We start from the raw sequence: 23220 nt of genomic DNA, 5'->3' as shown, positions 1-23220 counted from the left end.
TTACGTTTGAGCCCGGACCTTGCCTGCGCCAAGGTCCTGAAGGAGCCTGCATGAGCCTGCCGAACCCCGCCGAACTGATCAGCCAGATGGCCACCAGCCTCACGGCCCATCTGCAACACCGTAACATCAGCGAGCCGCGCTTCATCGGTATTCGCACCGGCGGTGTGTGGGTGGCCCAGGCGTTGTTGAAAGCACTGGGCAGCGATTCGCCCCTGGGCACCCTGGACGTCTCCTTTTACCGCGACGATTTCAGCCAGAACGGCCTGCACCCACAAGTGCGTCCGTCGGCCCTGCCTTTCGAGATCGAAGGCCAGCACCTGGTGCTGATCGACGACGTGCTGATGAGCGGTCGCACCATCCGTGCCGCCATGAACGAACTGTTCGACTATGGCCGCCCGGCCAGCGTGACCCTGGTGTGCCTGCTGGACCTGGACGCCGGCGAATTGCCGATCAGCCCGGATGTGGTCGGCGCCACCCTGTCGCTAGAAGCCCATCAACGGGTAAAATTGCTCGGTCCCACGCCGCTCGTACTCGAACTGCAAGACCTCGCCCTTTAAACCGCCTTGTAAAGAGTCCCCGCGATGACGCCTCTAGATGCCAAGCGCCCGCTGCAGCTCAATGCTCAGGGCCAGTTGCGACACTTCTTGTCGCTCGACGGTTTGCCCCGCGAACTGCTCACCGAAATCCTCGACACCGCCGACTCGTTCCTCGAAGTCGGTGGCCGGGCGGTGAAGAAGGTCCCGCTGTTGCGCGGCAAAACCATCTGCAACGTGTTCTTCGAGAACTCCACCCGCACCCGCACCACCTTTGAACTGGCCGCCCAGCGGCTGTCGGCCGATGTAATCACCCTGAACGTGTCCACCTCGTCGGCAAGCAAGGGTGAAACCCTGCTCGACACCCTGCGCAACCTGGAAGCGATGGCCGCCGACATGTTCGTGGTACGCCACGGCGACTCCGGCGCCGCGCACTTCATCGCCGAACACGTGTGCCCGCAGGTGGCGATCATCAACGGCGGTGACGGCCGCCACGCCCACCCGACCCAGGGCATGCTCGACATGCTCACCATTCGTCGGCACAAAGGCAGCTTTGAGAATCTCTCGGTGGCCATCGTCGGCGACATCCTGCATTCGCGGGTCGCGCGCTCGAACATGCTGGCCCTCAAAGCCCTGGGTTGCCCGGATATTCGCGTGATTGCGCCGAAAACCCTGTTGCCCATCGGTATCGAACAGTACGGCGTGAAGGTCTACACCGATATGGCCGCAGGCCTCAAGGACGTGGACGTGGTGATCATGCTGCGCCTGCAACGCGAGCGCATGGCCGGTGGCCTGCTACCGAGCGAAGGCGAGTTCTACCGTTTGTTCGGCCTGACCACCGCACGCCTGGCCGGCGCCAAGCCGGATGCCATCGTGATGCACCCGGGCCCGATCAACCGTGGCGTGGAGATTGAGTCGGCGGTGGCCGACGGTCCGCAGTCGGTGATCCTCAACCAGGTGACCTACGGCATCGCCGTACGCATGGCCGTGCTGTCCATGGCCATGAGCGGGCAAACCGCGCAACGTCAATTCGAGCAGGAGAACGCCCAGTGAAGCTCAGCATCCTCGGCGCCCGCGTCATCGATCCGGCCAGTGGCCTGGATCAAGTTACCGATCTGCATCTGGACGCCGGCAAGCTCATCGCCATTGGCGCCGCGCCCGCAGGCTTCAGCGCCAGCGAGACGATCGACGCCAAAGGCCTGGTGGCCGCGCCTGGCCTGGTTGACCTGAACGTCGCCCTGCGCGAGCCGGGCTACAGCCGCAAGGGCAATATCACCAGCGAAACCCGCGCTGCCGCAGCCGGTGGGGTAACCAGCCTGTGCTGCCCACCGCACACCAGGCCGGTGCTGGACACCTCGGCCGTGACCGAGCTGATCCTCGACCGCGCCCGTGAAGCCGGCAACTGCAAAGTGTTCCCTATCGGCGCCTTGAGCAAAGGCCTGGAAGGCGAACAACTCGCCGAACTGATCGCCCTGCGCGACGCCGGTTGCGTGGCCTTCGGCAACGGCCTGGATAGCTTTCGCAGTACCCGCACGCTGTTACGTGCCCTGGAATACGCGGCGACTTTCGACCTTACCGTGATCTTCCATTCCCAGGACCGTGACCTGGCCGAAGGCGGCCTGGTCCATGAAGGCGCCGTGGCCAGCTTCCTCGGCCTGCCGGGCATCCCGGAAACCGCCGAGACCGTGGCCCTGGCCCGTGACCTGCTGCTGGTGGAACAAAGCGGCGTGCGCGCGCACTTCAGCCAGCTGACCAGCGCGCGGGGCGTGGCCCTGATCGCCCAGGCCCAGGCCCGTGGCTTGCCGGTGACAGCGGATGTGGCGCTTTATCAGCTGATCCTGACGGACGAAGCGCTGATCGACTTCTCCAGCCTGTACCACGTGCAACCGCCACTGCGTACCCTGGCTGACCGCGACGGTTTGCGCGCGGCGGTGAAATCCGGTGTGGTCTCGGCGATTTCCAGCCATCACCAGCCCCATGAGAGGGATGCCAAGCTGGCACCGTTTGGCGCGACAGAGCCGGGCATCAGCAGTGTCGAACTGTTGCTGCCTCTGGCGATGACGTTGGTAGAGGATGGGTTGCTGGACTTGCCGACATTGTTGGCACGCCTGAGCAGCGGCCCGGCCGAGGCCTTGCGCCTGCCAGCGGGCAAGTTGGCGGTGGGTTCGGCGGCGGACCTGGTGCTTTTTGATCCGGCCAGTTCCACGATTGCGGGGGAGCAATGGCTATCCAAAGGTGAAAACTGCCCGTTCATCGGCCATAGCCTGCCGGCGACGGTGCGTTACACCCTGGTGGATGGCCGCATCAGCTACCCGGCCTGAAAAATCCCACCTCTAATGTGGGCATGATCAATGTGGGAGGAGGCTTGCCCCCTCCCACATGTTGATCTCCACCAGAAGTTAAAGATCAGCGGCCGCTGTTGCGCTCGGCATTGCGGATCGATATCTGCGTATTCAACGTCCAGAAGTCATACAGCACCCCAACCAGGAACAAACCGCCGGTCAGCAGGTAGATCAGGCCGGTGATCCATTTGCCCTGGTACATGCGGTGCACGCCAAATACCCCGAGAAACGCCAACAGGATCCAGGCCACGTTGTATTCGATGGGTCCGGCGGTAAACCTCAGGTCCGCTTCACGGTCCATGGCCGGGATCAGGAACAGGTCGATCAGCCAGCCGATACCCAGCAAGCCAAAGGTGAAAAACCAGATCGTTCCGGTCACCGGCTTGCCGTAATAGAAGCGATGCGCCCCGGTAAAACCGAAAATCCACAGCAGGTAACCGATGACCTTGCTGTGGGTGTCTTGCTGCTCGCCAATCTGCTGATAGGTGTTCATCGCGTACCTCTTTTGCCTCGATAGATAAATTTTTTCATTTTCTTTGTGACTTTTTTACGGGCGCCCGACGTACGGCAAATGGTATCTTCCCTGCCCTGAAAGCCTTATGCCACCTGACTTGTGTAGGACAATTGCGGCGAATCGTCGCGTTTTTCCTGATTTTGACGTCAAGGTTCAGTCGACAAACGGCCTGAGAACGACACAAAAAGCTGTTATAAAGTTGCGCGCAAACCCATAAGAGCCACGCCTAATGCGACCATTTTTCAAGACATGGCTAACCATTTGCCTATTAATGCCACTGGCCGCCCACGCCACCAATCGTGAGCAACGACTTCCCAACGTTAACGGTTTCACCCCTAAAGTCCACAGCACGCCAAGCACCGCCAAGTCGGTCAAGCTGACCGTCAACCGCCCGACTCAACTGAGCAAGGCCCACGGCAAGGCAACGGCCGGCCTGGTAGGCGTCAACACCAGGCAGAGCAGCACCGTGCTCAGCCGTGCCGTCAACGTGCTCGGTACTCCTTATCGTTGGGGCGGCAGCAGCCCAAGTAAAGGGTTCGACTGCAGCGGCTTGGTGAAATATGCGTTTAACGACGTAGCCGCCGTGGATTTGCCACGCACCTCCAACGCCATGGCCGCCGGCCACGGGCAGAAGGTTGATCGCAAGGACTTGAAACCGGGTGACCTGCTGTTCTTCAAATTGAAGAGCCGCCAGGTGAACCACGTTGCCATCTACCTGGGCAACGACCGTTTCATCCACGCACCACGCCGTGGCAAAGCGGTCAGCATCGACACGCTGAAGAAACCGTTCTGGGACAAGAACTACGTGATTGCCAAGCGGGTATTGCCCAAAGAGCAGAACAACCTGCGGGTGGTCCAGCGCTGATTCCAGGCTGGAGTGCGGTGGGTGAACAATGTGGGAGGGGGCTTGCCCCCGATTACCGTGGATCAGCTACAAATAAGCTAACTGATCCACTGCTATCGGGGGCAAGCCCCTGCCACATTTGGACCTTCATATTTCCCCAGGCACCCTCGCCTTCTGCTGCGCCTCTTCCCGACTGATCACCCCCTCCCCGACCAACGCCTTCAAGCTCATATCCAACGTCTTCATCCCCAGCGCCCCACCCGTCTGGATCGCCGAGACCATCTGCGCCACCTTGTCCTCACGGATCAGATTGCGAATAGCCGGCGTACCCAACATGATTTCATGGGCCGCCACCCGCCCCCCGCCGATCTTCTTCACCAGCACCTGGGACACCACTGCCTGCAACGACTCCGACAGCATCGAGCGGACCATGGCCTTTTCCCCCGCCGGAAACACATCCACCAGCCGATCCACGGTCTTTGCCGCCGACGAGGTATGCAAGGTGCCGAATACCAGGTGCCCGGTCTCAGCCGCCGTCAGGGCCAGGCGGATGGTTTCCAGGTCGCGCAGTTCACCCACCAGGATCACGTCCGGGTCTTCCCTGAGCGCCGAGCGCAGGGCAACCGAAAAGCTATGGGTGTCGCGGTGCACCTGGCGTTGGTTGATCAATGCCATGTTCGGCTTGTGGATAAACTCGATAGGGTCTTCAAGGGTGAGGATGTGCTGGCGTCGATGCTGATTGAGAAAGTCGATCATCGCCGCCAGGGTAGTGGACTTGCCCGAGCCGGTAGGGCCGGTCACCAGCACCAGGCCGCGCGGCAGCTGGGCGATACGCTGGAACACTTCCCCCAGGCCGAGGCGCTCCAGGCTCTGGACCTCGGACGGTACGGCGCGAAACACCGCGCCCATGCCCCGCTCCTGCCGGAACACATTGGCGCGGAACCGCGCCACACCGGGCAGTTCGAAGGCAAAATCCGTTTCAAGAGATGTTTCGAAATCCTTTTGTTGGTGCTGATTGAGCAAAGGGCTCAGTAAGTCCGCTACTTGGGTAGGTGAAAGCACCGGCCCATCCAGCGGCCAGACCTCCCCATCCACCCGCAGCATCGGCGCCAGTCCGGCGGACAAATGCAGGTCGGAGGCGCCACGGCGCACGCTGACCGTGAGTAATTCAGTGATATCCATAGGGCTTTCCATTTCCAGTAGAATGCCGCGGACTCCATATCCACGGGCGCATCTTGAATGTCGACGATAGCAGACAACATCGGCCAGGTTAGCCAGCGCATCCGCGCCGCAGCTGACGCCGTGCAACGTGACGCAAGCAGCATCCACCTGCTGGCCGTGAGCAAGACCAAACCCGCGCAAGCCGTGCGCGAAGCCTATGCCGCCGGGATGCACGATTTTGGCGAGAACTATCTGCAGGAAGCCCTGGGCAAACAGGCCGAATTAACCGACCTGCCCTTGAGTTGGCACTTCATCGGCCCCATTCAATCGAACAAGACGCGCGCTATTGCCGAGAACTTCGCTTGGGTGCATTCCGTGGACCGCTTGAAAATCGCTCAACGCTTGTCCGAACAACGCCCGGCCGACCTGCCACCGCTGAACATCTGCATTCAGGTCAACGTCAGCGGCGAAGCCAGCAAGTCCGGCTGTACACCCGCCGACCTGCCAGCCCTGGCCAACGCTATCAGCGCCCTGCCGCGCCTGAAGCTGCGTGGCCTGATGGCAATCCCCGAGCCGACCGAAGAGCGCGCCGCGCAAGATGCAGCCTTCGCCACCGTGCGCGAGCTGCAAGCCAGTTTGAACCTGCCGCTGGACACACTTTCCATGGGCATGAGCCACGACCTTGAGTCGGCCATTGCCCAAGGCGCCACCTGGGTGCGGATCGGTACCGCCCTGTTTGGCGCCCGCGACTACGGCCAGCCATGAAATGGCTGACTTCCATTTAGCTAAGGACCTGTCATGAGAGACACGCGTATAGCCTTTATCGGCGCCGGTAACATGGCGGCCAGCCTGATCGGTGGCCTGCGGGCCAAGGGCCTGGATGCCGCGCAGATCCGCGCCAGCGACCCGGGCGCAGACACCCGTGCCCGCGTCAGCGCCGAGCACGGTATTGAAACCTTTGCCGACAACGCCGAGGCCATCCAGGGCGTCGACGTGATCGTGCTGGCAGTGAAGCCGCAGGCCATGAAGGCGGTGTGCGAAAGCCTGCGCCCAAGCCTGCAGCCGCATCAGCTGGTGGTGTCGATTGCGGCCGGCATCACCTGCGCCAGCATGAACACCTGGCTCGGCGCACAGCCGATCGTGCGCTGCATGCCCAACACGCCAGCCCTGGTCAGCCAGGGCGTGAGCGGCTTGTACGCCACCGCCCAAGTGAGCGCCGAACAACGCGACCAGGCGCAAGAACTGCTGTCCGCCGTGGGCGTCGCGCTGTGGCTGGAACAGGAGCAGCAACTGGACGCGGTCACCGCCGTATCCGGCAGCGGCCCGGCGTATTTCTTCCTGCTGATCGAAGCCATGACCGCCGCCGGCGTGAAGCTGGGCCTGTCCAAGGACATTGCCGAACAACTGGCCGAGCAGACCGCCCTGGGTGCTGCGCGCATGGCGGTGTCCAGCGATGTGGACGCCGCCGAGCTGCGCCGCCGCGTGACCTCGCCGGGCGGCACCACACAGGCGGCCATCGAGTCGTTCCAGGCCGGGGGCTTTGAAGCCCTGGTGGAAAAAGCACTGGGTGCCGCTGCGCGCCGCTCGGCGGAACTCGCCGAACAACTGGGCAAATAAGGAGCCAACATGATTGGTTTGAACACCGCAGCCGTCTACGTGCTGCAAACCCTCGGCAGCCTGTACCTGCTGATCGTCCTGATGCGCTTCGTGCTGCAACTGGTGCGTGCGAACTTCTACAACCCGCTCTGCCAGTTCATCGTCAAGGCCACCCAGCCGCTGCTCAAGCCATTGCGCCGGATCATCCCGAGCCTGTTCGGCCTGGACATGTCGTCGCTGGTGCTGGCAATCCTGGTGCAGTTGGCCTTGATGGCGCTGACCCTGTTGCTGACCTACGGCACCACCGGCAATTTCGTACAGTTGCTGATCTGGGCCATCATCGGCGTGACCGCGCTGTTCCTGAAGATCTTCTTCTTCGCCCTGATCATCAGCGTGATCCTGTCCTGGGTCGCCCCCGGTAGCCACAACCCTGGCGCCGAGCTGGTGAACCAGATCTGCGAGCCGGCCCTGGCGCCATTCCGCCGCCTGCTGCCGAACCTCGGCGGCCTGGATATCTCGCCGATCCTGGCGTTCATGGTGCTCAAGTTGCTGGACATGCTGGTGATCAACAACCTGGCAGCCATGACCGGGATGCCGGAGATTTTGCGTCTGCTGATCTGACGCAAAGCAAATGTGAGAGGGGCAAGCCCCCTCCCACATTTCAAACCGCTCAGGCCATTGCTTGCCGCTAGGTGCAGCGGTCTTTAGACTTACGCCTCATTTAAACGAGAGCAGGGTCGATGCCAGCTGCCTTTCCCCCCGATTCTGTTGGACTGGTCGTGCCCCAAGTGGCGCACTTCAGCGAACCGCTGGCCCTGGCCTGCGGCCGTTCGCTGCCTGCCTACGACCTGATCTATGAAACCTATGGCCAACTGAACGCCACGGCGAGCAACGCCGTGCTGATCTGCCACGCCTTGTCCGGCCATCACCACGCGGCCGGTTTTCACTCTGCCGAGGATCGCAAGCCCGGCTGGTGGGACAGTTGCATCGGCCCCGGCAAACCCATCGACACCAACAAGTTCTTTGTGGTCAGCCTGAACAACCTGGGCGGCTGCAACGGTTCCACCGGCCCCAGCAGCCTCAATCCGGAAACCGGCAAGCCGTTCGGCGCCGACTTCCCGGTGCTCACCGTGGAAGACTGGGTGCACAGCCAGGCGCGCCTCGCCGACCTGCTGGGTATCAACCAGTGGGCGGCAGTGATCGGCGGCAGCCTGGGCGGCATGCAGGCGCTGCAATGGACCATCACCTACCCGGACCGCGTGCGCCATTGCCTGGCAATCGCCTCGGCCCCCAAGCTGTCGGCGCAGAACATCGCCTTCAACGAAGTGGCACGCCAGGCCATCCTTACCGACCCGGAATTCCACGGTGGTTCGTTCCAGGAAGCCGGCGTGATTCCCAAGCGCGGCCTGATGCTGGCGCGGATGGTCGGGCATATCACCTACCTGTCCGATGATTCCATGGGCGAGAAATTCGGCCGTGGCCTCAAGAGCGAGAAGCTCAACTACGACTTCCACAGCGTCGAGTTCCAGGTGGAAAGCTACCTGCGCTACCAGGGCGAGGAGTTCTCGGGGCGTTTCGACGCCAACACCTACCTGCTGATGACCAAGGCGCTGGACTACTTCGACCCGGCCGCCAACCACGACGACGACCTGGCGAAAACCTTCGAAGGCGCCACGGCCAAGTTCTGCGTGATGTCCTTCACCACCGACTGGCGCTTCTCGCCGGCCCGCTCCCGCGAGCTGGTGGACGCGCTGATGGCTGCACGCAAGGACGTCTGCTACCTGGAGATCGATGCACCGCAAGGCCACGACGCCTTCCTGATCCCGATCCCGCGTTACTTGCAGGCGTTCGGCAATTACATGAACCGGATTACTGTGTGAGAACGCCATGAGAGCCGACCTGGAAATCATCCAAGAGTGGATCCCCGCCGGCAGCCGCGTGCTCGACCTGGGCTGCGGCGATGGCGAACTGCTGAGCTGGCTGCGCGACAACAAGCAAGTCACCGGCTACGGCCTGGAAAACGACCCGGACAACATCGCCCAGTGCGTGGCCAAGGGCATCAACGTGATCGAGCAGGACCTGGACAAGGGCCTGGGCAACTTTGCCAGCAACAGCTTCGACATCGTGGTGATGACCCAGGCCCTCCAGGCGGTGCACTACCCGGACCGCATCCTCGACGAAATGCTGCGCGTAGGCCGCCAGTGCATCATCACCTTCCCCAACTTCGGGCACTGGCGCTGCCGCTGGTACCTGGCCACCAAGGGCCGCATGCCGGTGTCGGACTTCCTGCCGTACACCTGGTACAACACGCCGAACATCCATTTCTGCACCTTCGAAGACTTCGAAGCCCTGTGCAGTGAGCGTGAAGCCAAGGTGATCAACCGCCTTGCCGTCGATCAACAGCATCGTCACGGCTGGGCAAGTAAACTATGGCCCAATCTGTTGGGCGAAATCGGTATTTACCGGGTCAGCAGTCCTGGCCTGACGGACCACAAGATTGCCGTCTAATCATCTTCAAGAGGGACGCTCATGAAACGCCTGGCTGTATTTCTATTGACCGCGTGCCTGGGCGCCAGCGCCCTGGCCGCCGACGCTATCGATGCCAATCGCAAGAAAGACTTCGGCGATATCACCGTCCACTACAACACGTTCACCTCCAGCTTCCTGCAACCGGAAACCGCCCAGGCCGTCGGCGTGGTGCGCAGCAAGGAAAAGGGCTTGATCAACGTGACGGTGATCAAGGGCGTGACCCCGGTGGCCGCGCAAGTGACCGGCACCATCAAGGACTTGGGCGGCAAGAGTGAAGTCCTGACGTTCAAGCAGATCAACGAGAAAGGCGGCATTAATTACCTGGCGCCCTACTCCGTGACGCAGCGCGAATACAAGACGTTTACCATCAACGTTGAAACCGGCGGCAAAGCCCATAGCTTCCAGTTCAACCAGGAACTGTTTCCGGCGGAATAATGAACCTCACCCAACTCGTACTGGCCAGCCATAACGCCGGCAAACTCAAAGAACTGCAAGCCATGCTCGGCGACTCCGTGCAGTTGCGCTCGATTGGCGAGTTCAGCCAGGTGGAACCGGAAGAGACCGGCCTGTCGTTCGTCGAGAACGCTATCCTCAAGGCACGCAACGCCGCACGCATCTCCGGCCTGCCGGCGCTGGCGGATGACTCGGGGCTGGCCGTCGATTTCCTCGGCGGCGCACCGGGCATTTATTCGGCACGCTACGCCGACGGCAAGGGCGATGCCGCCAACAACGCCAAGCTGCTGGACGCGCTCAAGGACGTACCGGACGCCGAGCGCGGCGCACAGTTCGTCTGCGTGCTGGCCCTGGTACGGCATGCCGATGACCCGCTGCCGATCCTGTGCGAAGGCCTGTGGCACGGGCGCATCCTGCATGCGGCCAGCGGCGAGCATGGGTTTGGCTATGACCCGTTGTTCTGGGTGCCGGAACGTAACGTTTCCAGTGCCGAACTGAGCCCGGCCGACAAGAACCAGATCAGCCACCGTGCCCGCGCAATGGATTTGCTGCGCCAACGCCTGAGCCTGAAATGACCCTGAACACCTCTGCGCAGCCGCTGATCCACGGCGGCGCGCAAACACCTCGGGCGGCCTTGCCTGTGCCGCCGCCCCTGGCGCTGTATATCCATATCCCGTGGTGCGTGCGCAAATGCCCTTATTGCGACTTCAACTCCCACACCGCCAGTAAAGTGCTGCCGGAAGAGGAGTATGTGGACGCCCTGTTGGCCGACCTCGATCAGGACCTGCACGCAGTGCATGGCCGCGAACTCAGTTCGATCTTCTTCGGCGGCGGCACGCCCAGCCTGTTCAGCGCCGCAGCGTTGGGGCGGTTGCTCAAGGGCGTGGAAGCCCGCATCCCGTTTGCCGGCGATATCGAGATCACCCTGGAAGCCAACCCCGGGACGTTCGAGCAAGAAAAGTTCGTGGCCTATCGCAAGCTGGGGATCAATCGCCTGTCCATCGGTATCCAGAGCTTCCAGCAGGAAAAGCTTGAGGCCCTGGGCCGCATCCACAATGGCGACGAAGCCGTACGTGCCGCTGGCATGGCGCGCCAGGCCGGGTTCGATAACTTCAATCTGGACTTGATGCACGGGCTGCCCGATCAGTCCCTGGACGATGCCTTGAGCGACTTGCGCCAGGCCATCGCGCTGAAGCCGACGCACTTGTCCTGGTACCAGCTGACCCTGGAACCCAACACCGTGTTCTGGAACCAGCCGCCTGCACTGCCGGAAGACGACACCCTGTGGGACATCCAGGAAGCCGGCCAGGCGTTGCTTGCCGAACACGGCTACGCGCAATATGAAGTATCTGCCTATGCCCAACCAGGTCGCCCGGCGCGGCATAACCTCAATTACTGGAGCTTCGGTGACTTCATCGGCATCGGTGCCGGCGCACACGGCAAGCTCAGCCATCCGGACGGGCGCATCGTACGCACCTGGAAGACCCGTGCACCGAAGGACTACCTAAACCCGGCCAAAAGCTTCCAGGCCGGCGCGAAGGAGCTGACCAACGAAGAGTTGCCATTCGAGTTCCTGATGAACGCCCTGCGCCTCACCGAAGGGGTCGATGCAAGGCTCTACGCCGAGCGTACCGGTCTGGATCTGGCGAGCCTCGATGAAGGCCGCCGCGAGGCAGAACAAAGTGGCTTAATGCAGGTCGAACCGTCACGCCTGGCGGCGACCGACCGCGGGCAACTCTTTCTCAATGATCTGTTGCAGAAGTTTTTGAGCTGACGCTCTTAAGGAAATCGAATGGATTTGGTACTCGACCTGCTCGCCACCGTATCCCGCTGGAGCCGCAGCAACCTGTCGGAAATCTCCCTGGCCCTCGTGGGCTGCCTGCTGGTGCTGTTCGGCGCCGATATCAAGGGCTGGATCGAAGCACGCCTGGGCAGCATCGCGGGTGCGTTGCGCGTGCCGTTGATGGCGCTGGTGTGCATGATCGGCAGCGGCGCGGCGCTGATCTATGCCACGCCGTGGATTGTGCGGGGGTTGAGCCAGTTCAATAACTATAGCCTGGCGCCGGTGTTGATCGTGGTACTGGTACTGATCGGCGTAGTCGCAGACCGCCGCTGATCCATAGCACACTGCAAAAACAAATGTGGGAGGGGGCTTGCCCCCGATTGCAGTGGGTCAGCTACAGATAAGCTGACTGATCCACCGCTATCGGGGGCAAGCCCCCTCCCACATTTGATTGCATTTGAAGCCAGGGGCCGGTTACGCCAACTTCTCGAACTTCAAATCCCACACCCCATGCCCCAACCGCTCCCCACGACGCTCGAACTTGGTGATCGGCCGCTCGGCCGGGCGTGGCACGCATTTGCCGTCTTCAGCCAGGTTGCGGTAGCCGGGGGCGACGTTCATCACCTCCAGCATGTACTCCGCGTAGGGTTCCCAGTCGGTGGCCATGTGCAGGATGCCGCCCACTTTCAGCTTGCTGCGCACCAGCTCCGCAAAGGAGGCCTGGACGATGCGGCGCTTGTGGTGACGGGCTTTGTGCCATGGGTCCGGGAAGAACAGCATCAGGCGGTCGAGGCTGTTGTCGGCGATGCAGCGGTTGAGCACTTCGATCGCGTCGCAGTCATAGACCCGCAGGTTCGTCAGGCCTTGGGTCAACACGCCGTTGAGCAGCGCGCCGACACCTGGGCGGTGGACTTCCACGCCAATGAAGTCCTGGTCCGGCGCAGCGGCGGCCATTTCCAGCAGGGAGTGGCCCATGCCGAAGCCGATTTCCAGGGAACGCGGGGCCGAACGGCCGAACACCTGGTCGTAGTCCACCGGCGCGTCGGCCAATGGCAACACGAACAGCGGCGTGCCTTGCTCCAGGCCCTTTTGCTGGCCTTCGGTCATGCGACCGGCGCGCATCACAAAACTCTTGATGCGGCGGTGCTTGGACTCGTCGCCTGCTTCCAGGGTGTTCGGCGTTTCGTTTGATTCAGTCATCAATGGCTCTTACTTGATCAGACCATCCAGCGGCGAGGAGGCGCTGGCGTAGAGTTTTTTCGGCATGCGGCCGGCGAGGTAGGCCAGTCGGCCCGCGACGATGGCGTGGTTCATGGCTTCGGCCATCAGGATCGGTTGCTGGGCGTGGGCGATGGCCGAGTTCATCAGCACCGCGTCACAGCCCAGTTCCATGGCGATGGTTGCGTCGGAGGCCGTGCCCACGCCTGCATCCACCAACACCGGGATCTTGGCTTCTTCGAGGATGATCTGCAGGTTGTACGGATTGCAGATACCCAGGCCGGAACCGATCAGGCCGGCCAGTGGCATCACCGCGATGCAGCCGATTTCCGCCAGTTGGCGCGCGATGATCGGGTCATCGCTGGTGTAGACCATCACGTCGAAACCTTCCTTGACCAGGGTTTCGGCGGCCTTGAGGGTTTCGATCACGTTGGGGAACAGGGTTTTCTGGTCGGCCAGCACTTCCAGCTTCACCAGGTTGTGGCCGTCGAGCAGCTCACGGGCCAGGCGGCAGGTGCGCACGGCCTCGATGGCATCGTAGCAACCGGCGGTGTTCGGCAAGAAGGTGTAGCGATCCGGCGACAGCACTTCAAGCAGGTTCGGCTCGCCCTCGATCTGGCCGAGGTTGGTGCGGCGCACGGCGAAGGTGACGATCTCGGCACCCGAGGCTTCGATGGCCAGGCGGGTTTCTTCCATGTCGCGGTACTTGCCGGTGCCGACCAGCAGGCGGGACTGGTAGGTACGGCCGGCCAGGACGAAAGGCTTGTCGCTACGAACGATGCTCATGGGAAATCCTCGGAATGGGGTGAGGTTCTGCAGAATTCAGGAAACTGCGCGATCAGCCGCCGCCGATGGCGTGGACCACTTCGACCTGGTCGCCTTCGGCGAGTGCGGTCTCGGCGTGCAGGCTACGCGGGACGATATCCAGGTTGAGTTCCACTGCGACGCGCCGCCCGGTCAGGTCCAGTCGGGTCAGCAGGGCCGCAACGGTTTCACCGTCGGGCAGTTCAAAGGATTCGCCGTTCAACTGAATGCGCATGCCACGGGCCGCCATCGTTTTTAGGGGTCGGCATTCTAGCCCGATTGAGGTTGCCGGCCCAAGTCCCTTGGTCAGGCTGCCTGCAAGCGCCACGCCGCCAGGCCCAGGAAGAACCAGCCAAGCAGGAAGGCCAGGCCGCCAAACGGCGTGATGATCCCGAGCTTGCTGATGCCGGTCAGGGTCAGCACATACAGGCTGCCGGAGAACAGCAGGATGCCAACGGTAAACGAGATGCCCGCCCAGTTGACCAACCGGCCGGGGATGTGCGCCGCCAGCAGCGCCACGCCGAACAGCGCCAGGGTGTGCACCAGTTGGTAGGTCACGCCGGTGTGGAAAATTGCGAGGTACTCGGCGCTCAGGCGATTTTTCAGGCCGTGGGCGGCGAAGGCCCCAAGGGCGACACCGGTGAAGCCGAAAAAGGCAGCCAACATCAGAAAGCCACGCAGCATGAGGAACTCCAGTCAGACTCAAAGGGCCGGGTCTGTATAATGGCCCGCTCAACGGGTTCGGCCAAGCCATCTCTATGCTGCGTCTCCTCTTCAAACGCTTTCTCAACGTCGTCAAATGGTTTGCCATCGGCAGTGTGCTGCTGGTGCTGCTATTTCGTGTCGTCCCGCCGCCCTTCACCGCGCTGATGGTGGAGCGCAAGGTCGAATCCTGGTTCGACGGCGAACCCATTGACCTGCAGCGCACCTGGGTGCCGTGGGACGAGATCTCCGATGACCTCAAAGTGGCGGTGATGGCCGGTGAAGACCAGCGCTTCCCGCAGCATTGGGGCTTTGATTTCGGTGCGATCCAGGCGGCGATCCTGCACAACGAGCGCGGCGGCTCGATTCGCGGTGCCAGTACGTTGAGCCAGCAGGTGTCGAAGAACCTGTTCCTGTGGGCCGGCCGCAGCTATTTGCGCAAAGGCCTGGAAGCCTGGTTTACCGGGTTGATCGAGGTGTTGTGGCCCAAGCAGCGGATTCTTGAGGTGTATCTCAACAGTGTTGAGTGGGATGAAGGCGTGTTCGGCGCGGAAGCGGCGGCGCGGCATCACTTTGGGGTGAGTGCCAAGGGGTTATCGCGACAGCAGGCCAGCTATTTGGCTGCTGTACTGCCTAACCCGAGGGTGTGGAGTGCCAGTCACCCGACGGCGTATGTGGCGAGGCGAGCGGCTTGGATTCGCCAGCAGATGAGCCAGTTGGGTGGGGATGGGTATCTGGTTGAGCTGAACAACTCACGCAAAGCACCCTGGTCCGACTGACACCCCGCGGTTCCTGTGGGAGCTGGCTTGCCTGCGATAGCGGTGGGTCGGTCAACAGTTGTTTTGGCTGACACGGCCTCATCGCAGGCAAGCCAGCTCCCACATTAAATTGAGTTGACCTGAAACTCTTTGAGCACAAACAAAAATGCCCCGATCTTCCGATCGGGGCATTTTTTTCTTTTCGCAGCGTTTTAGGCGGCGATCGACAACTTAAGCTTGTTCATCGCGCTTTTCTCAAGCTGACGAATCCGCTCGGCCGACACGTTGTACTTCTGCGCCAGGTCGTGCAGCGTGGCTTTTTCTTCTGCCAGCCAGCGCTGGTAGAGGATGTCACGGCTGCGGTCGTCCAGCACTTCCAGCGCTTCGTGCAGGTTGTGGTTGGAGTTGTCGCTCCAATCCGCATCCTCCAGTTGACGCGCCGGGTCGTAACGGTGGTCTTCCAGGTAGTTGGCCGGCGATTGGAAGGCACTGTCGTCGTCCGCTTCAGCAGCGGGGTCGAAGGCCATGTCGTGGCCGGTCAGGCGGCTTTCCATCTCGCGCACTTCACGCGGTTCCACACCAAGGCTTTCGGCCACGCGGTGGACTTCCTCGTTGTTCAGCCACGCCAGGCGTTTTTTCTGGCTGCGCAGGTTGAAGAACAGTTTGCGCTGGGCCTTGGTGGTCGCGACTTTCACGATGCGCCAGTTGCGCAGGATGAACTCGTGGATTTCCGCCTTGATCCAGTGCACGGCAAACGATACCAGGCGCACACCCATCTCGGGGTTGAAGCGCTTTACAGCCTTCATCAGGCCGACGTTGCCTTCCTGGATCAGGTCAGCCTGAGCTAGGCCGTAGCCGCTATAGCTACGGGCGATATGTACGACAAAACGCAGGTGGGCGAGCACCATCTGCCGAGCCGCCCCCAAATCCTGCTCATAGTAGAGACTCTCGGCCAGTTCACGCTCCTGCTCGGGCGTCAGCAATGGAATGCTGTTGACCGTGTGCACATAGGCTTCCAGGTTCGCACCCGGGACCAAGGCATAAGCAGGTTGCAAAGAAGTGGTCATACGAAAAAACCTCCGACTCACATAACTCGTGCAGTGAAGCACTGCGAAAATTGACCGGGAACCGTAGGACAAGTTCCCTAAACCACCAATACGGTCAATACAAACGAAACCACATTAATCTGACATTAACTACTTAGGTGCCAGCTCACGTAAATGACGAGCGACCGCAATCCAAGCACCGATATACCCCAACAATACCGCGCCAAGCAAGAGACTCAGACCATCGGCTACCGGCACGCCAGCCAGGGCGAAATCACTGCCGTAGAGTCCGGCAAGCCCGACAACCGCGTCGTTCAGCCAGTCCAGGCCAAAAGCCAGCACGCCCCAGGACAAAATCCCGGCACCAAAGCCATAAAGCGCGCCCATGTACAGAAAAGGCCGACGCACATAGCTGTCCGTGCCGCCGACCAGTTTAATCACTTCTATCTCGGTGCGACGGTTTTCAATATGAAGACGAATGGTATTACCTATCACCAAAAGTAATGCAGACACCAACAGCACTGTCAGACCGAACACAAAGCGGTCGCCCAGCTTGAGGATCGCGGCCAGGCGCTCTACCCAGACTAGATCAAGTTGCGCTTGTTGCACCTTGGGCATCTCTGCGAGTTTTTGTCGCAGGGCTTCCAGCGCCGGCTTGTCGACTTCGTTCGGCGTCACCAGGACCACGCCCGGCAGCGGGTTCTGTGGCAGCTCCTTGAGCGCCTCGCCCAGGCCGGATTGTTGCTGGAACTCTTCCAGCGCCTGATCGCGACTGATGTACTCGGCATCCGCCACGCCGGGGATGTTCTTGATGTCGTCGCGTAACGCTTCGCCATCTTTGGCACTGGCGTCGATATTCAGGTACAGCGAAATCTGCGCTGCGCGCTGCCAGGAACCGCCCAGGCGCTCCACGTTATTAAGCAGGAGCGACAGGCCCATCGGCAGGCTCAGGGCCACTGCCATCACCAGGCAGGTGAAAAAGCTGCCGATCGGCTGCTTGCCCAGGCGGCGCAGGCTGTCGACCAGGCTGGCGCGATGGCTTTCGATCCAGGCGCGCAGCAAGGTGCTGAAGTCCGGGCCGTCGTCATCGTGGTCGTGTTTTTTCTTCGGCGGTTGCGGGTCGGCCGGTTTCGGCGCCACGCGCTCGGAGACTTTAGGGCTGCGTGTTGCACTCATACGCCGGCCTCCCCGTCACCGATCAGGCGGCCGCGTTGCAGAGTGAGCATGCGATGGCGCATGCGCGCGATCAGTGCCAGGTCGTGACTGGCGATCAGCACGCTGGTGCCCAGGCGGTTGATGTCTTCGAATACGCCCATGATCTCGGCCGCCAGGCGCGGGTCGAGGTTACCGGTGGGTTCGTCCGCCAGCAGCAGGGCCGGGCGGTGGACGATAGCGCGAGCGATACCGACGCGCTGTTGCTGGCCGGTGGACAGGTCGCCAGGGTAGAGATCGGTCTTGTCCGACAGCGCCACGCGCTCCAGGGCCGAGTCCACGCGCTTGACGATCTCGGCCTTGGACAGCCCGAGGATCTGCAACGGCAGCGCCACGTTGTTGAACACGGTGCGATCGAACAGCAACTGGTGATTCTGGAACACCACGCCGATCTGGCGGCGCAGGAACGGAATCTGCGCGTTACTGATGGTGGCCAGGTCCTGGCCCGCCAACAGCAACTTACCGGTGGTCGGACGCTCCATGGCCAGCAGCAGGCGCAACAACGTACTTTTGCCTGCGCCGGAGTGACCGGTTACAAATAGAAACTCGCCGCGACGCACTCGAAAGCTCAGCTCATGCAAGCCGACATGCCCGTTCGCATAGCGTTTACCGACCTGTTCGAATCGAATCATGAACGCTCCCGCTCGGCAAACAGTGCCTGTACAAAGGGTTCGGCTTCAAAGGTGCGCAGGTCGTCGATGCCTTCACCGACGCCGATATAACGAATCGGCAACCCGAACTGCTTGGCCAGGGCGAAGATCACGCCGCCCTTGGCCGTGCCGTCGAGCTTAGTCAATGCCAGGCCGGTCAGTTGTACCGTCTGGTTGAATTGCTTGGCCTGGCTGATGGCGTTCTGGCCGGTGCCAGCGTCCAGTACCAGCAGAACCTCGTGCGGCGCGTCTGCGTCGAGCTTGCCGATCACACGGCGAACCTTTTTCAGCTCTTCCATCAAATTGTCTTTGGTGTGCAGGCGACCGGCGGTATCGGCGATCAGCACGTCGATGTTACGGGCCTTGGCGGCTTGCACGGCATCGAAGATCACCGAGGCGGAATCGGCGCCGGTGTGCTGGGCGATGACCGGGATCTTGTTGCGCTCGCCCCACACCTGCAGTTGTTCAACCGCGGCGGCACGGAAGGTATCGCCGGCTGCCAGCATGACTTTCTTGCCTTCGGACTGCAGCTTCTTGGCCAGCTTGCCGATAGTGGTGGTCTTGCCGGCGCCGTTGACGCCCACCACCAGGATCACGAAAGGTTTTTTCGGGGTGATCACCAGCGGCGCTTCCACCGGCTTGAGCATCGCGGCCAGCTCGGCCTGCAGGGATTTGTACAACGCGTCGGCGTCGGTCAGCTGTTTGCGCGCGACCTTCTGGGTGAGGCTCTGGATGATCACGGCAGTGGCTTCGACGCCCACGTCGGCGGTGAGCAGGCGGGTTTCGATGTCTTCCAGCAGTTCGTCATCGATGACCTTCTTGCCCAGGAACAGGCTGGCCATGCCTTCGCCAATGCTGGCGCTGGTCTTGCTCAGACCTTGCTTGAGACGGGCGAAGAAGCCGGTCTTGCTGGTTTCGACAGGTGCGACGACGGGCTCCGGCTCGACAACAGCAGGCACTGCCACCTCGGCCACAGCCGGAATCGGCGGGGCGATGTGCTCAGCCTGCACATCTTCGACCAGCGCCACGGGCTCTTCAGCCACCGGCAGTTCCGGCCACGGTTTGTGCTCGGGTTCCGGCTCGGGTTCCGGGACAGCCTCGACGACCGGCTGCAACACCGGCTCGGCCATCGGCAATACCACCGGCGCCGGGGTTTCGGCAACCGGTTCGGCTTCTACTGTTGGCTCAGGGATAGGTTCAGGTTGAACCGGCGGGTGTTCGTCGACGGTTTCCTGCGGTTTTTTGCGCAGCCATCCGAACAGGCCTTTCTTCTCGCCAGCCGCGGCTGGGGTCTTCTTGTCGTCGTTGGAACCAAACATGGAGACGGCTATCTCAAGGTAGCGACGCGCCAAGGGGCGCGCCGGTAAATAAAATTCGATGCGTAACAGACTGTTTTTTAGCCAGCTCGTTCATGCGCAACATTTTGAAGGCCAAAATAGGGCCTCAACAAGACGGCCGCAGTGGCCGTCCCTCAGTCGGATCAGTATCCTAGCACCTCCTCGCCCGCCGACGCTAAGACCAAGCGGGCAGCCCAACAGGTTTAAAAACGAATGAATGCTCTAGCCCGCCGCGCCGCAGGCCTGCTGTTCAGCACAGTTTGTCTGCCTCTTTCAGCCTTGGCTGCCGACACACAACCCACCCATGAATTCACCCTGGACAACGGCCTCAAGGTGGTCGTGCGCGAAGATCATCGCGCCCCGGTGGTGGTTTCCCAGGTCTGGTACAAGGTCGGTTCGAGCTACGAAACCCCGGGCCAGACCGGTTTGTCCCACGCCCTGGAACACATGATGTTCAAGGGCAGCGCCAAGGTCGGCCCCGGCGAAGCCTCGCTGATCCTGCGCGACCTGGGCGCCGAAGAGAACGCCTTCACCAGCGATGACTACACCGCTTACTACCAGGTGCTGGCCCGCGACCGCCTGGGCGTCGCCTTCGAGCTGGAAGCCGACCGCATGGCCAGCCTGCGCCTGCCGGCCGACGAGTTCAGCCGCGAGATCGAGGTGATCAAGGAAGAGCGCCGCCTGCGCACCGACGACAACCCGATGTCCAAGGCCTACGAGCGCTTCAAGGCCATGGCATTCCCGGCAAGCGGCTACCACACGCCGACCATCGGCTGGATGGCCGACCTGGACCGCATGAAAGTCGAAGAGCTGCGCCACTGGTACCAATCCTGGTATGTCCCGAACAATGCCACCCTGGTGGTGGTCGGCGACGTCACCCCGGACGAGGTCAAAAACCTGGCCCAGCGCTACTTCGGCCCGATCCCCAAGCGTGACGTACCACCGGCCAAGATCCCGATGGAACTGGCCGAGCCCGGCGAGCGCCTGCTGACGCTGCATGTGAAAACCCAACTACCGAGCGTAATGCTGGGCTTCAACGTGCCAGGCCTGGCCACCGCCGAAGACAAGCGTTCGGTACAGGCCCTGCGCCTGATCTCGGCCTTGCTGGACGGCGGCTACAGCGCCCGCATCTCCGAACAGTTGGAACGTGGCGAAGAGCTGGTTTCCGCTGCGTCCACCAACTACGACGCCTACACCCGTGGCGATACCCTGTTCATGCTGAGCGCCACGCCGAATCAGCAGAAGAAGAAAACCGTCGCCCAGGCAGAAGCCGGCCTGTGGCGCCTGCTGGAAGAGTTGAAGGCCAAGCCGCCGACCGCCGAAGAACTGGAACGCATCCGCGCCCAGGTCATTGCCGGCCTGGTCTACCAGCGTGACTCCATCACCAGCCAGGCCACGGCCATCGGCTCCCTGGAGACTGTCGGCCTGTCCTGGAAACTGATGGACACGGAGCTCGCCGACCTGCAAAGCGTGACCCCGGAAGATATCCAGAAAGCCGCGCGCACCTACTTCACCCGCGAACGTCTGAGCGTCGCCCATGTTTTGCCTGAGGAGACCGCTCATGAGTGATCGCAAAAGCAGCCGCCTGATCTTCCCCGGCCTGATCGTCGTCACCCTGATTGCGGCGAGCGCCGTGTATTTCCTGCGTCCGAGCGAGTCCGTCGCCAGCCAGGCACTGGAAAAAGCCCAATCGAGCAGCAAGCTGCAATCCCTGGCGGAACTGGACGACAAGGCGCCGACCAACCGCAAGCTCGACGTACAGACCTGGACCACCGCCGAAGGCACCAAGGTGCTGTTCGTCGAAGCCCATGAACTGCCGATGTTTGACATGCGCATCCTGTTCGCCGCCGGCAGCAGCCAGGACGGCAACGTACCCGGCCTGGCGCTGATGACCAACGCCATGCTCAACGAAGGCGTACCGGGCAAGGATGTGAGCCAGATCGCCCGTGATTTCGAAGGTCTGGGCGCGGACTTTGGCAATGGTGCGTACCGCGACATGGCGCTGGTGTCCCTGCGCAGCCTCAGCGACAGTAGCAAACGCGACGCCGCCCTGAGCCTGTTTGACCAGGTGATCGGCAAACCGACCTTCCCGGCCGACTCCCTGGCCCGGATCAAGAACCAGATCCTCGCCGGCTTCGAGTACCAGAAGCAGAACCCCGGCAAGCTGGCCAGCCTTGAACTGTTCAAGCGCCTGTACGGCGATCACCCTTACGCGCACCCGAGCGAAGGCACGCCCGAGAGCGTGCCAAAGATCACCATCGCGCAGTTGCAGGCGTTCCACGCCAAGGCTTACGCAGCAGGCAACGCGGTGATTGCGGTGGTGGGCGATCTGACCCGCGCCGAAGCCGAAGCCATGACGGCCAAGGTTTCTGCATCGCTGCCCAAGGGCCCGGCGCTGCCAAAAATTGCTCAGCCGACCGAACCCACACCGGGCCTGACTCGTATCGAGTTCCCGTCCAAACAGACTCACTTGCTGTTCGCGCAACTGGGCATCGACCGTGCCGACCCGGACTACGCAGCCTTGTCCCTGGGTAACCAGATCCTCGGCGGTGGCGGTTTCGGCACTCGCTTGATGAGCGAAGTGCGTGAAAAACGTGGTTTGACCTACGGCGTGTACTCCGGTTTCTCACCGATGCAGGTGCGTGGCCCGTTCATGATCAATCTGCAGACCCGCGCCGAAATGAGCGGCGGCACCCTGCGCCTGGTCGAGGACGTGGTGGCCGACTACCTCAAGACCGGCCCGACGCAAAAAGAACTGGATGACGCCAAGCGCGAGCTGGCCGGCAGTTTCCCGCTGTCGACCGCCAGCAACGCCGATATCGCGGGGCAGTTGGGCGCGATGGGTTTCTACAACCTGCCGCTGACCTATCTGGCAGATTTCATGAAACAATCCCAGGCCCTGACCGTAGAGCAGGTCAAGGCTGCAATGAATAAACACTTGAGCGCCGACAAGATGGTCATCGTGACCGCCGGCCCGACGATTGCGCAAAAGCCACTACCGCCCCCCACTGATAAACCCGCCGAGCAGCCGCTCGGGGTTCCGGAGCATTAATGGCCAGTTCATCTCGCCCGAAAAAACCTGTCCACAACGTGCATAACGGTGTGGGCCAGCTGCGCATCATTGGCGGCGAATGGCGCAGCCGCAAGCTGAGCTTCCCCGACGTCGTAGGCCTGCGCCCGACGCCTGACCGCGTGCGTGAAACCCTGTTCAACTGGCTGGCTCCATACATTGCAGGCGCCAAGGTATTGGACCCGTTCGCTGGCAGTGGTGCGCTGTTCCTGGAGGCGCTGTCCCGTGGCGCCGCCCTGGGTCAGGCGCTGGACGCCAGCAACGTGGCGGTGTCCAGCCTCAAGGAACACCTGGGCACCCTGCGCTGCACCACCGGCCAGGTGCAAACCGCCGACGCCCTGCGCTACCTGGAAACCCAGCCGGCCAGCGAGTTCGACGTGGTGTTCCTCGACCCGCCGTTCAACCAGAACTTGCTGCCAACCGTGTGCGCATTGCTGGAAGATCGCCAATGGCTGGCAGCGGATTCGTGGATCTACACTGAAAGCGAGACCGCCCCTTCTACCCTGGGCTTGCCGGCCACCTGGCGCCTGCACCGGGAACAGAAGTCCGGACGGGTGTATTACGCGTTGTGGCAACGCAGCGCCGCCTGACCTCTGTTTGTGGCGAGCGGGCTTTCTGTAGTGAGCGGGCTTGTTGTGGCGAGCGGGCTTGCCCCGCGTTGGGCTGCG

General features: G+C 62.0%; 27 protein-coding genes. 17 read left to right on the top strand and 10 right to left on the bottom strand.

The annotated features are described in order from the left end of the window. The first annotated feature begins 50 nt into the window (after positions 1 to 50). The 3 genes from pyrR to BMX59_RS06420 are packed head-to-tail and all read left to right on the top strand — an operon-like array spanning position 51 to position 2854. On the top strand, positions 51 to 557 hold the full coding sequence (gene pyrR, locus BMX59_RS06430) for a bifunctional pyr operon transcriptional regulator/uracil phosphoribosyltransferase PyrR (RefSeq protein WP_093120638.1): 507 nt from the start codon (positions 51 to 53) through the stop codon (positions 555 to 557). A gap of 24 nt (positions 558 to 581) precedes the next feature. Further along, positions 582 to 1586 carry an aspartate carbamoyltransferase catalytic subunit gene (locus BMX59_RS06425; RefSeq protein ID WP_058426561.1) on the top strand — a complete coding sequence of 335 codons (1005 nt, stop codon included), beginning with the start codon at positions 582 to 584 and terminating at the stop codon, positions 1584 to 1586. Then, complete coding sequence (locus tag BMX59_RS06420; protein ID WP_093120635.1) at positions 1583 to 2854, top strand: dihydroorotase; 1272 nt, start codon at positions 1583 to 1585, stop codon at positions 2852 to 2854. The genes BMX59_RS06425 and BMX59_RS06420 overlap by 4 nt, the downstream gene beginning before the upstream one ends. An 85-nt stretch (positions 2855 to 2939) precedes the next feature. Here the strand turns inward: BMX59_RS06420 and BMX59_RS06415 are convergent, their stop codons facing one another. Then, positions 2940 to 3350 (bottom strand): NINE protein, encoded by a 411-nt coding sequence (locus tag BMX59_RS06415; RefSeq protein WP_162276412.1) that lies wholly within the window; start codon positions 3348 to 3350, stop codon positions 2940 to 2942. A gap of 268 nt (positions 3351 to 3618) precedes the next feature. Here BMX59_RS06415 and BMX59_RS06410 point away from each other — a divergent pair, with 268 nt between their 5' ends. Then, positions 3619 to 4254: a C40 family peptidase gene (locus BMX59_RS06410; protein WP_071490370.1), complete on the top strand. Its 636-nt coding sequence runs from the start codon at positions 3619 to 3621 to the stop codon at positions 4252 to 4254. A gap of 126 nt (positions 4255 to 4380) precedes the next feature. Here BMX59_RS06410 and BMX59_RS06405 read toward each other — a convergent pair whose 3' ends face one another. Further along, complete coding sequence (locus tag BMX59_RS06405) at positions 4381 to 5415, bottom strand: type IV pilus twitching motility protein PilT (protein WP_093120632.1); 1035 nt, start codon at positions 5413 to 5415, stop codon at positions 4381 to 4383. A 57-nt stretch (positions 5416 to 5472) separates the two neighbouring features. Here BMX59_RS06405 and BMX59_RS06400 point away from each other — a divergent pair, with 57 nt between their 5' ends. The 9 genes from BMX59_RS06400 (at position 5473) to BMX59_RS06360 (ending at position 12088) form a co-directional block, all read left to right on the top strand. Beyond that, entirely contained in the window at positions 5473 to 6159 is a 687-nt protein-coding gene (locus tag BMX59_RS06400; protein ID WP_092241976.1) for a YggS family pyridoxal phosphate-dependent enzyme, read from the top strand. Between the two features lie 33 nt (positions 6160 to 6192). Continuing rightward, positions 6193 to 7011, top strand: a complete 819-nt coding sequence (proC, locus tag BMX59_RS06395; protein ID WP_093120628.1) for a pyrroline-5-carboxylate reductase — start codon at positions 6193 to 6195, stop codon at positions 7009 to 7011. A 9-nt stretch (positions 7012 to 7020) separates the two neighbouring features. Then, positions 7021 to 7611, top strand: a complete 591-nt coding sequence (locus tag BMX59_RS06390; protein WP_025859579.1) for a YggT family protein — start codon at positions 7021 to 7023, stop codon at positions 7609 to 7611. Between the two features lie 119 nt (positions 7612 to 7730). Continuing rightward, the gene (locus BMX59_RS06385; RefSeq protein ID WP_071490374.1) at positions 7731 to 8870 is read left to right on the top strand and encodes a homoserine O-succinyltransferase MetX; all 1140 of its coding nucleotides are present in this window, start codon (positions 7731 to 7733) and stop codon (positions 8868 to 8870) included. A gap of 7 nt (positions 8871 to 8877) precedes the next feature. Next, a complete protein-coding gene (metW, locus tag BMX59_RS06380; RefSeq protein WP_078050562.1) occupies positions 8878 to 9498 on the top strand; it encodes a methionine biosynthesis protein MetW in 621 nt (206 codons plus the stop codon). A gap of 21 nt (positions 9499 to 9519) precedes the next feature. After that, positions 9520 to 9954 carry a DUF4426 domain-containing protein gene (locus BMX59_RS06375; protein ID WP_092241971.1) on the top strand — a complete coding sequence of 145 codons (435 nt, stop codon included), beginning with the start codon at positions 9520 to 9522 and terminating at the stop codon, positions 9952 to 9954. Beyond that, positions 9951 to 10547, top strand: coding sequence for an RdgB/HAM1 family non-canonical purine NTP pyrophosphatase (gene rdgB, locus BMX59_RS06370; protein WP_025859581.1), 597 nt, complete (start codon positions 9951 to 9953; stop codon positions 10545 to 10547). The genes BMX59_RS06375 and rdgB overlap by 4 nt, the downstream gene beginning before the upstream one ends. Then, the gene (gene hemW / locus BMX59_RS06365; RefSeq protein WP_093120624.1) at positions 10544 to 11746 is read left to right on the top strand and encodes a radical SAM family heme chaperone HemW; all 1203 of its coding nucleotides are present in this window, start codon (positions 10544 to 10546) and stop codon (positions 11744 to 11746) included. Before rdgB ends, hemW begins: the two co-directional genes overlap by 4 nt. A gap of 18 nt (positions 11747 to 11764) precedes the next feature. Next, the gene (locus BMX59_RS06360; RefSeq protein WP_058426549.1) at positions 11765 to 12088 is read left to right on the top strand and encodes a DUF3392 domain-containing protein; all 324 of its coding nucleotides are present in this window, start codon (positions 11765 to 11767) and stop codon (positions 12086 to 12088) included. Positions 12089 to 12229: 141 nt separating this feature from the next. On the opposite strand, the gene trmB is transcribed toward BMX59_RS06360, so the two are convergent. The 4 genes from trmB to BMX59_RS06340 form a co-directional block, all read right to left on the bottom strand. Beyond that, a complete protein-coding gene (trmB, locus tag BMX59_RS06355; protein WP_058426548.1) occupies positions 12230 to 12955 on the bottom strand; it encodes a tRNA (guanosine(46)-N7)-methyltransferase TrmB in 726 nt (241 codons plus the stop codon). A 9-nt stretch (positions 12956 to 12964) separates the two neighbouring features. Next, the gene (locus BMX59_RS06350) at positions 12965 to 13759 is read right to left on the bottom strand and encodes a thiazole synthase (RefSeq protein ID WP_058426547.1); all 795 of its coding nucleotides are present in this window, start codon (positions 13757 to 13759) and stop codon (positions 12965 to 12967) included. 52 nt (positions 13760 to 13811) lie between these two features. Next, positions 13812 to 14012 (bottom strand): sulfur carrier protein ThiS, encoded by a 201-nt coding sequence (gene thiS, locus BMX59_RS06345; RefSeq protein ID WP_058426546.1) that lies wholly within the window; start codon positions 14010 to 14012, stop codon positions 13812 to 13814. Between the two features lie 71 nt (positions 14013 to 14083). Continuing rightward, a complete protein-coding gene (locus BMX59_RS06340; RefSeq protein ID WP_093120621.1) occupies positions 14084 to 14461 on the bottom strand; it encodes a DUF423 domain-containing protein in 378 nt (125 codons plus the stop codon). Positions 14462 to 14535: 74 nt separating this feature from the next. Here BMX59_RS06340 and mtgA point away from each other — a divergent pair, with 74 nt between their 5' ends. Then, positions 14536 to 15258 (top strand): monofunctional biosynthetic peptidoglycan transglycosylase, encoded by a 723-nt coding sequence (gene mtgA / locus BMX59_RS06335; protein WP_071490379.1) that lies wholly within the window; start codon positions 14536 to 14538, stop codon positions 15256 to 15258. Between the two features lie 191 nt (positions 15259 to 15449). Here mtgA and rpoH read toward each other — a convergent pair whose 3' ends face one another. From rpoH to ftsY, 4 genes are all read right to left on the bottom strand, one after another. Next, on the bottom strand, positions 15450 to 16304 hold the full coding sequence (gene rpoH, locus BMX59_RS06330) for an RNA polymerase sigma factor RpoH (protein ID WP_003176698.1): 855 nt from the start codon (positions 16302 to 16304) through the stop codon (positions 15450 to 15452). A gap of 129 nt (positions 16305 to 16433) precedes the next feature. Beyond that, positions 16434 to 17459, bottom strand: a complete 1026-nt coding sequence (ftsX, locus tag BMX59_RS06325) for a permease-like cell division protein FtsX (RefSeq protein WP_016976026.1) — start codon at positions 17457 to 17459, stop codon at positions 16434 to 16436. Further along, positions 17456 to 18127, bottom strand: coding sequence for a cell division ATP-binding protein FtsE (ftsE, locus tag BMX59_RS06320; RefSeq protein ID WP_003234627.1), 672 nt, complete (start codon positions 18125 to 18127; stop codon positions 17456 to 17458). The genes ftsX and ftsE overlap by 4 nt, the downstream gene beginning before the upstream one ends. After that, complete coding sequence (gene ftsY, locus BMX59_RS06315; RefSeq protein ID WP_093120617.1) at positions 18124 to 19464, bottom strand: signal recognition particle-docking protein FtsY; 1341 nt, start codon at positions 19462 to 19464, stop codon at positions 18124 to 18126. The genes ftsE and ftsY overlap by 4 nt, the downstream gene beginning before the upstream one ends. Positions 19465 to 19695: 231 nt before the next feature. Here ftsY and BMX59_RS06310 point away from each other — a divergent pair, with 231 nt between their 5' ends. From BMX59_RS06310 to rsmD, 3 genes are read left to right on the top strand one after another with little or no spacing between them, the layout of a single operon-like run. Next, complete coding sequence (locus BMX59_RS06310) at positions 19696 to 21051, top strand: M16 family metallopeptidase (protein WP_093120613.1); 1356 nt, start codon at positions 19696 to 19698, stop codon at positions 21049 to 21051. Continuing rightward, positions 21044 to 22534: a M16 family metallopeptidase gene (locus BMX59_RS06305; RefSeq protein WP_092241953.1), complete on the top strand. Its 1491-nt coding sequence runs from the start codon at positions 21044 to 21046 to the stop codon at positions 22532 to 22534. Before BMX59_RS06310 ends, BMX59_RS06305 begins: the two co-directional genes overlap by 8 nt. Next, positions 22534 to 23142, top strand: coding sequence for a 16S rRNA (guanine(966)-N(2))-methyltransferase RsmD (rsmD, locus tag BMX59_RS06300; protein WP_071490383.1), 609 nt, complete (start codon positions 22534 to 22536; stop codon positions 23140 to 23142). The genes BMX59_RS06305 and rsmD overlap by 1 nt, the downstream gene beginning before the upstream one ends. The last annotated feature ends 78 nt before the right edge of the window (positions 23143 to 23220 follow it).

It is taken from the genome of Pseudomonas sp. NFR09, assembly GCF_900111535.1.
Lineage (GTDB): Bacteria > Pseudomonadota > Gammaproteobacteria > Pseudomonadales > Pseudomonadaceae > Aquipseudomonas > Aquipseudomonas extremorientalis.
The sequence above is the reverse complement of the archived record's forward strand: the minus strand, read 5'-3'. Positions and strand labels throughout refer to the sequence as shown.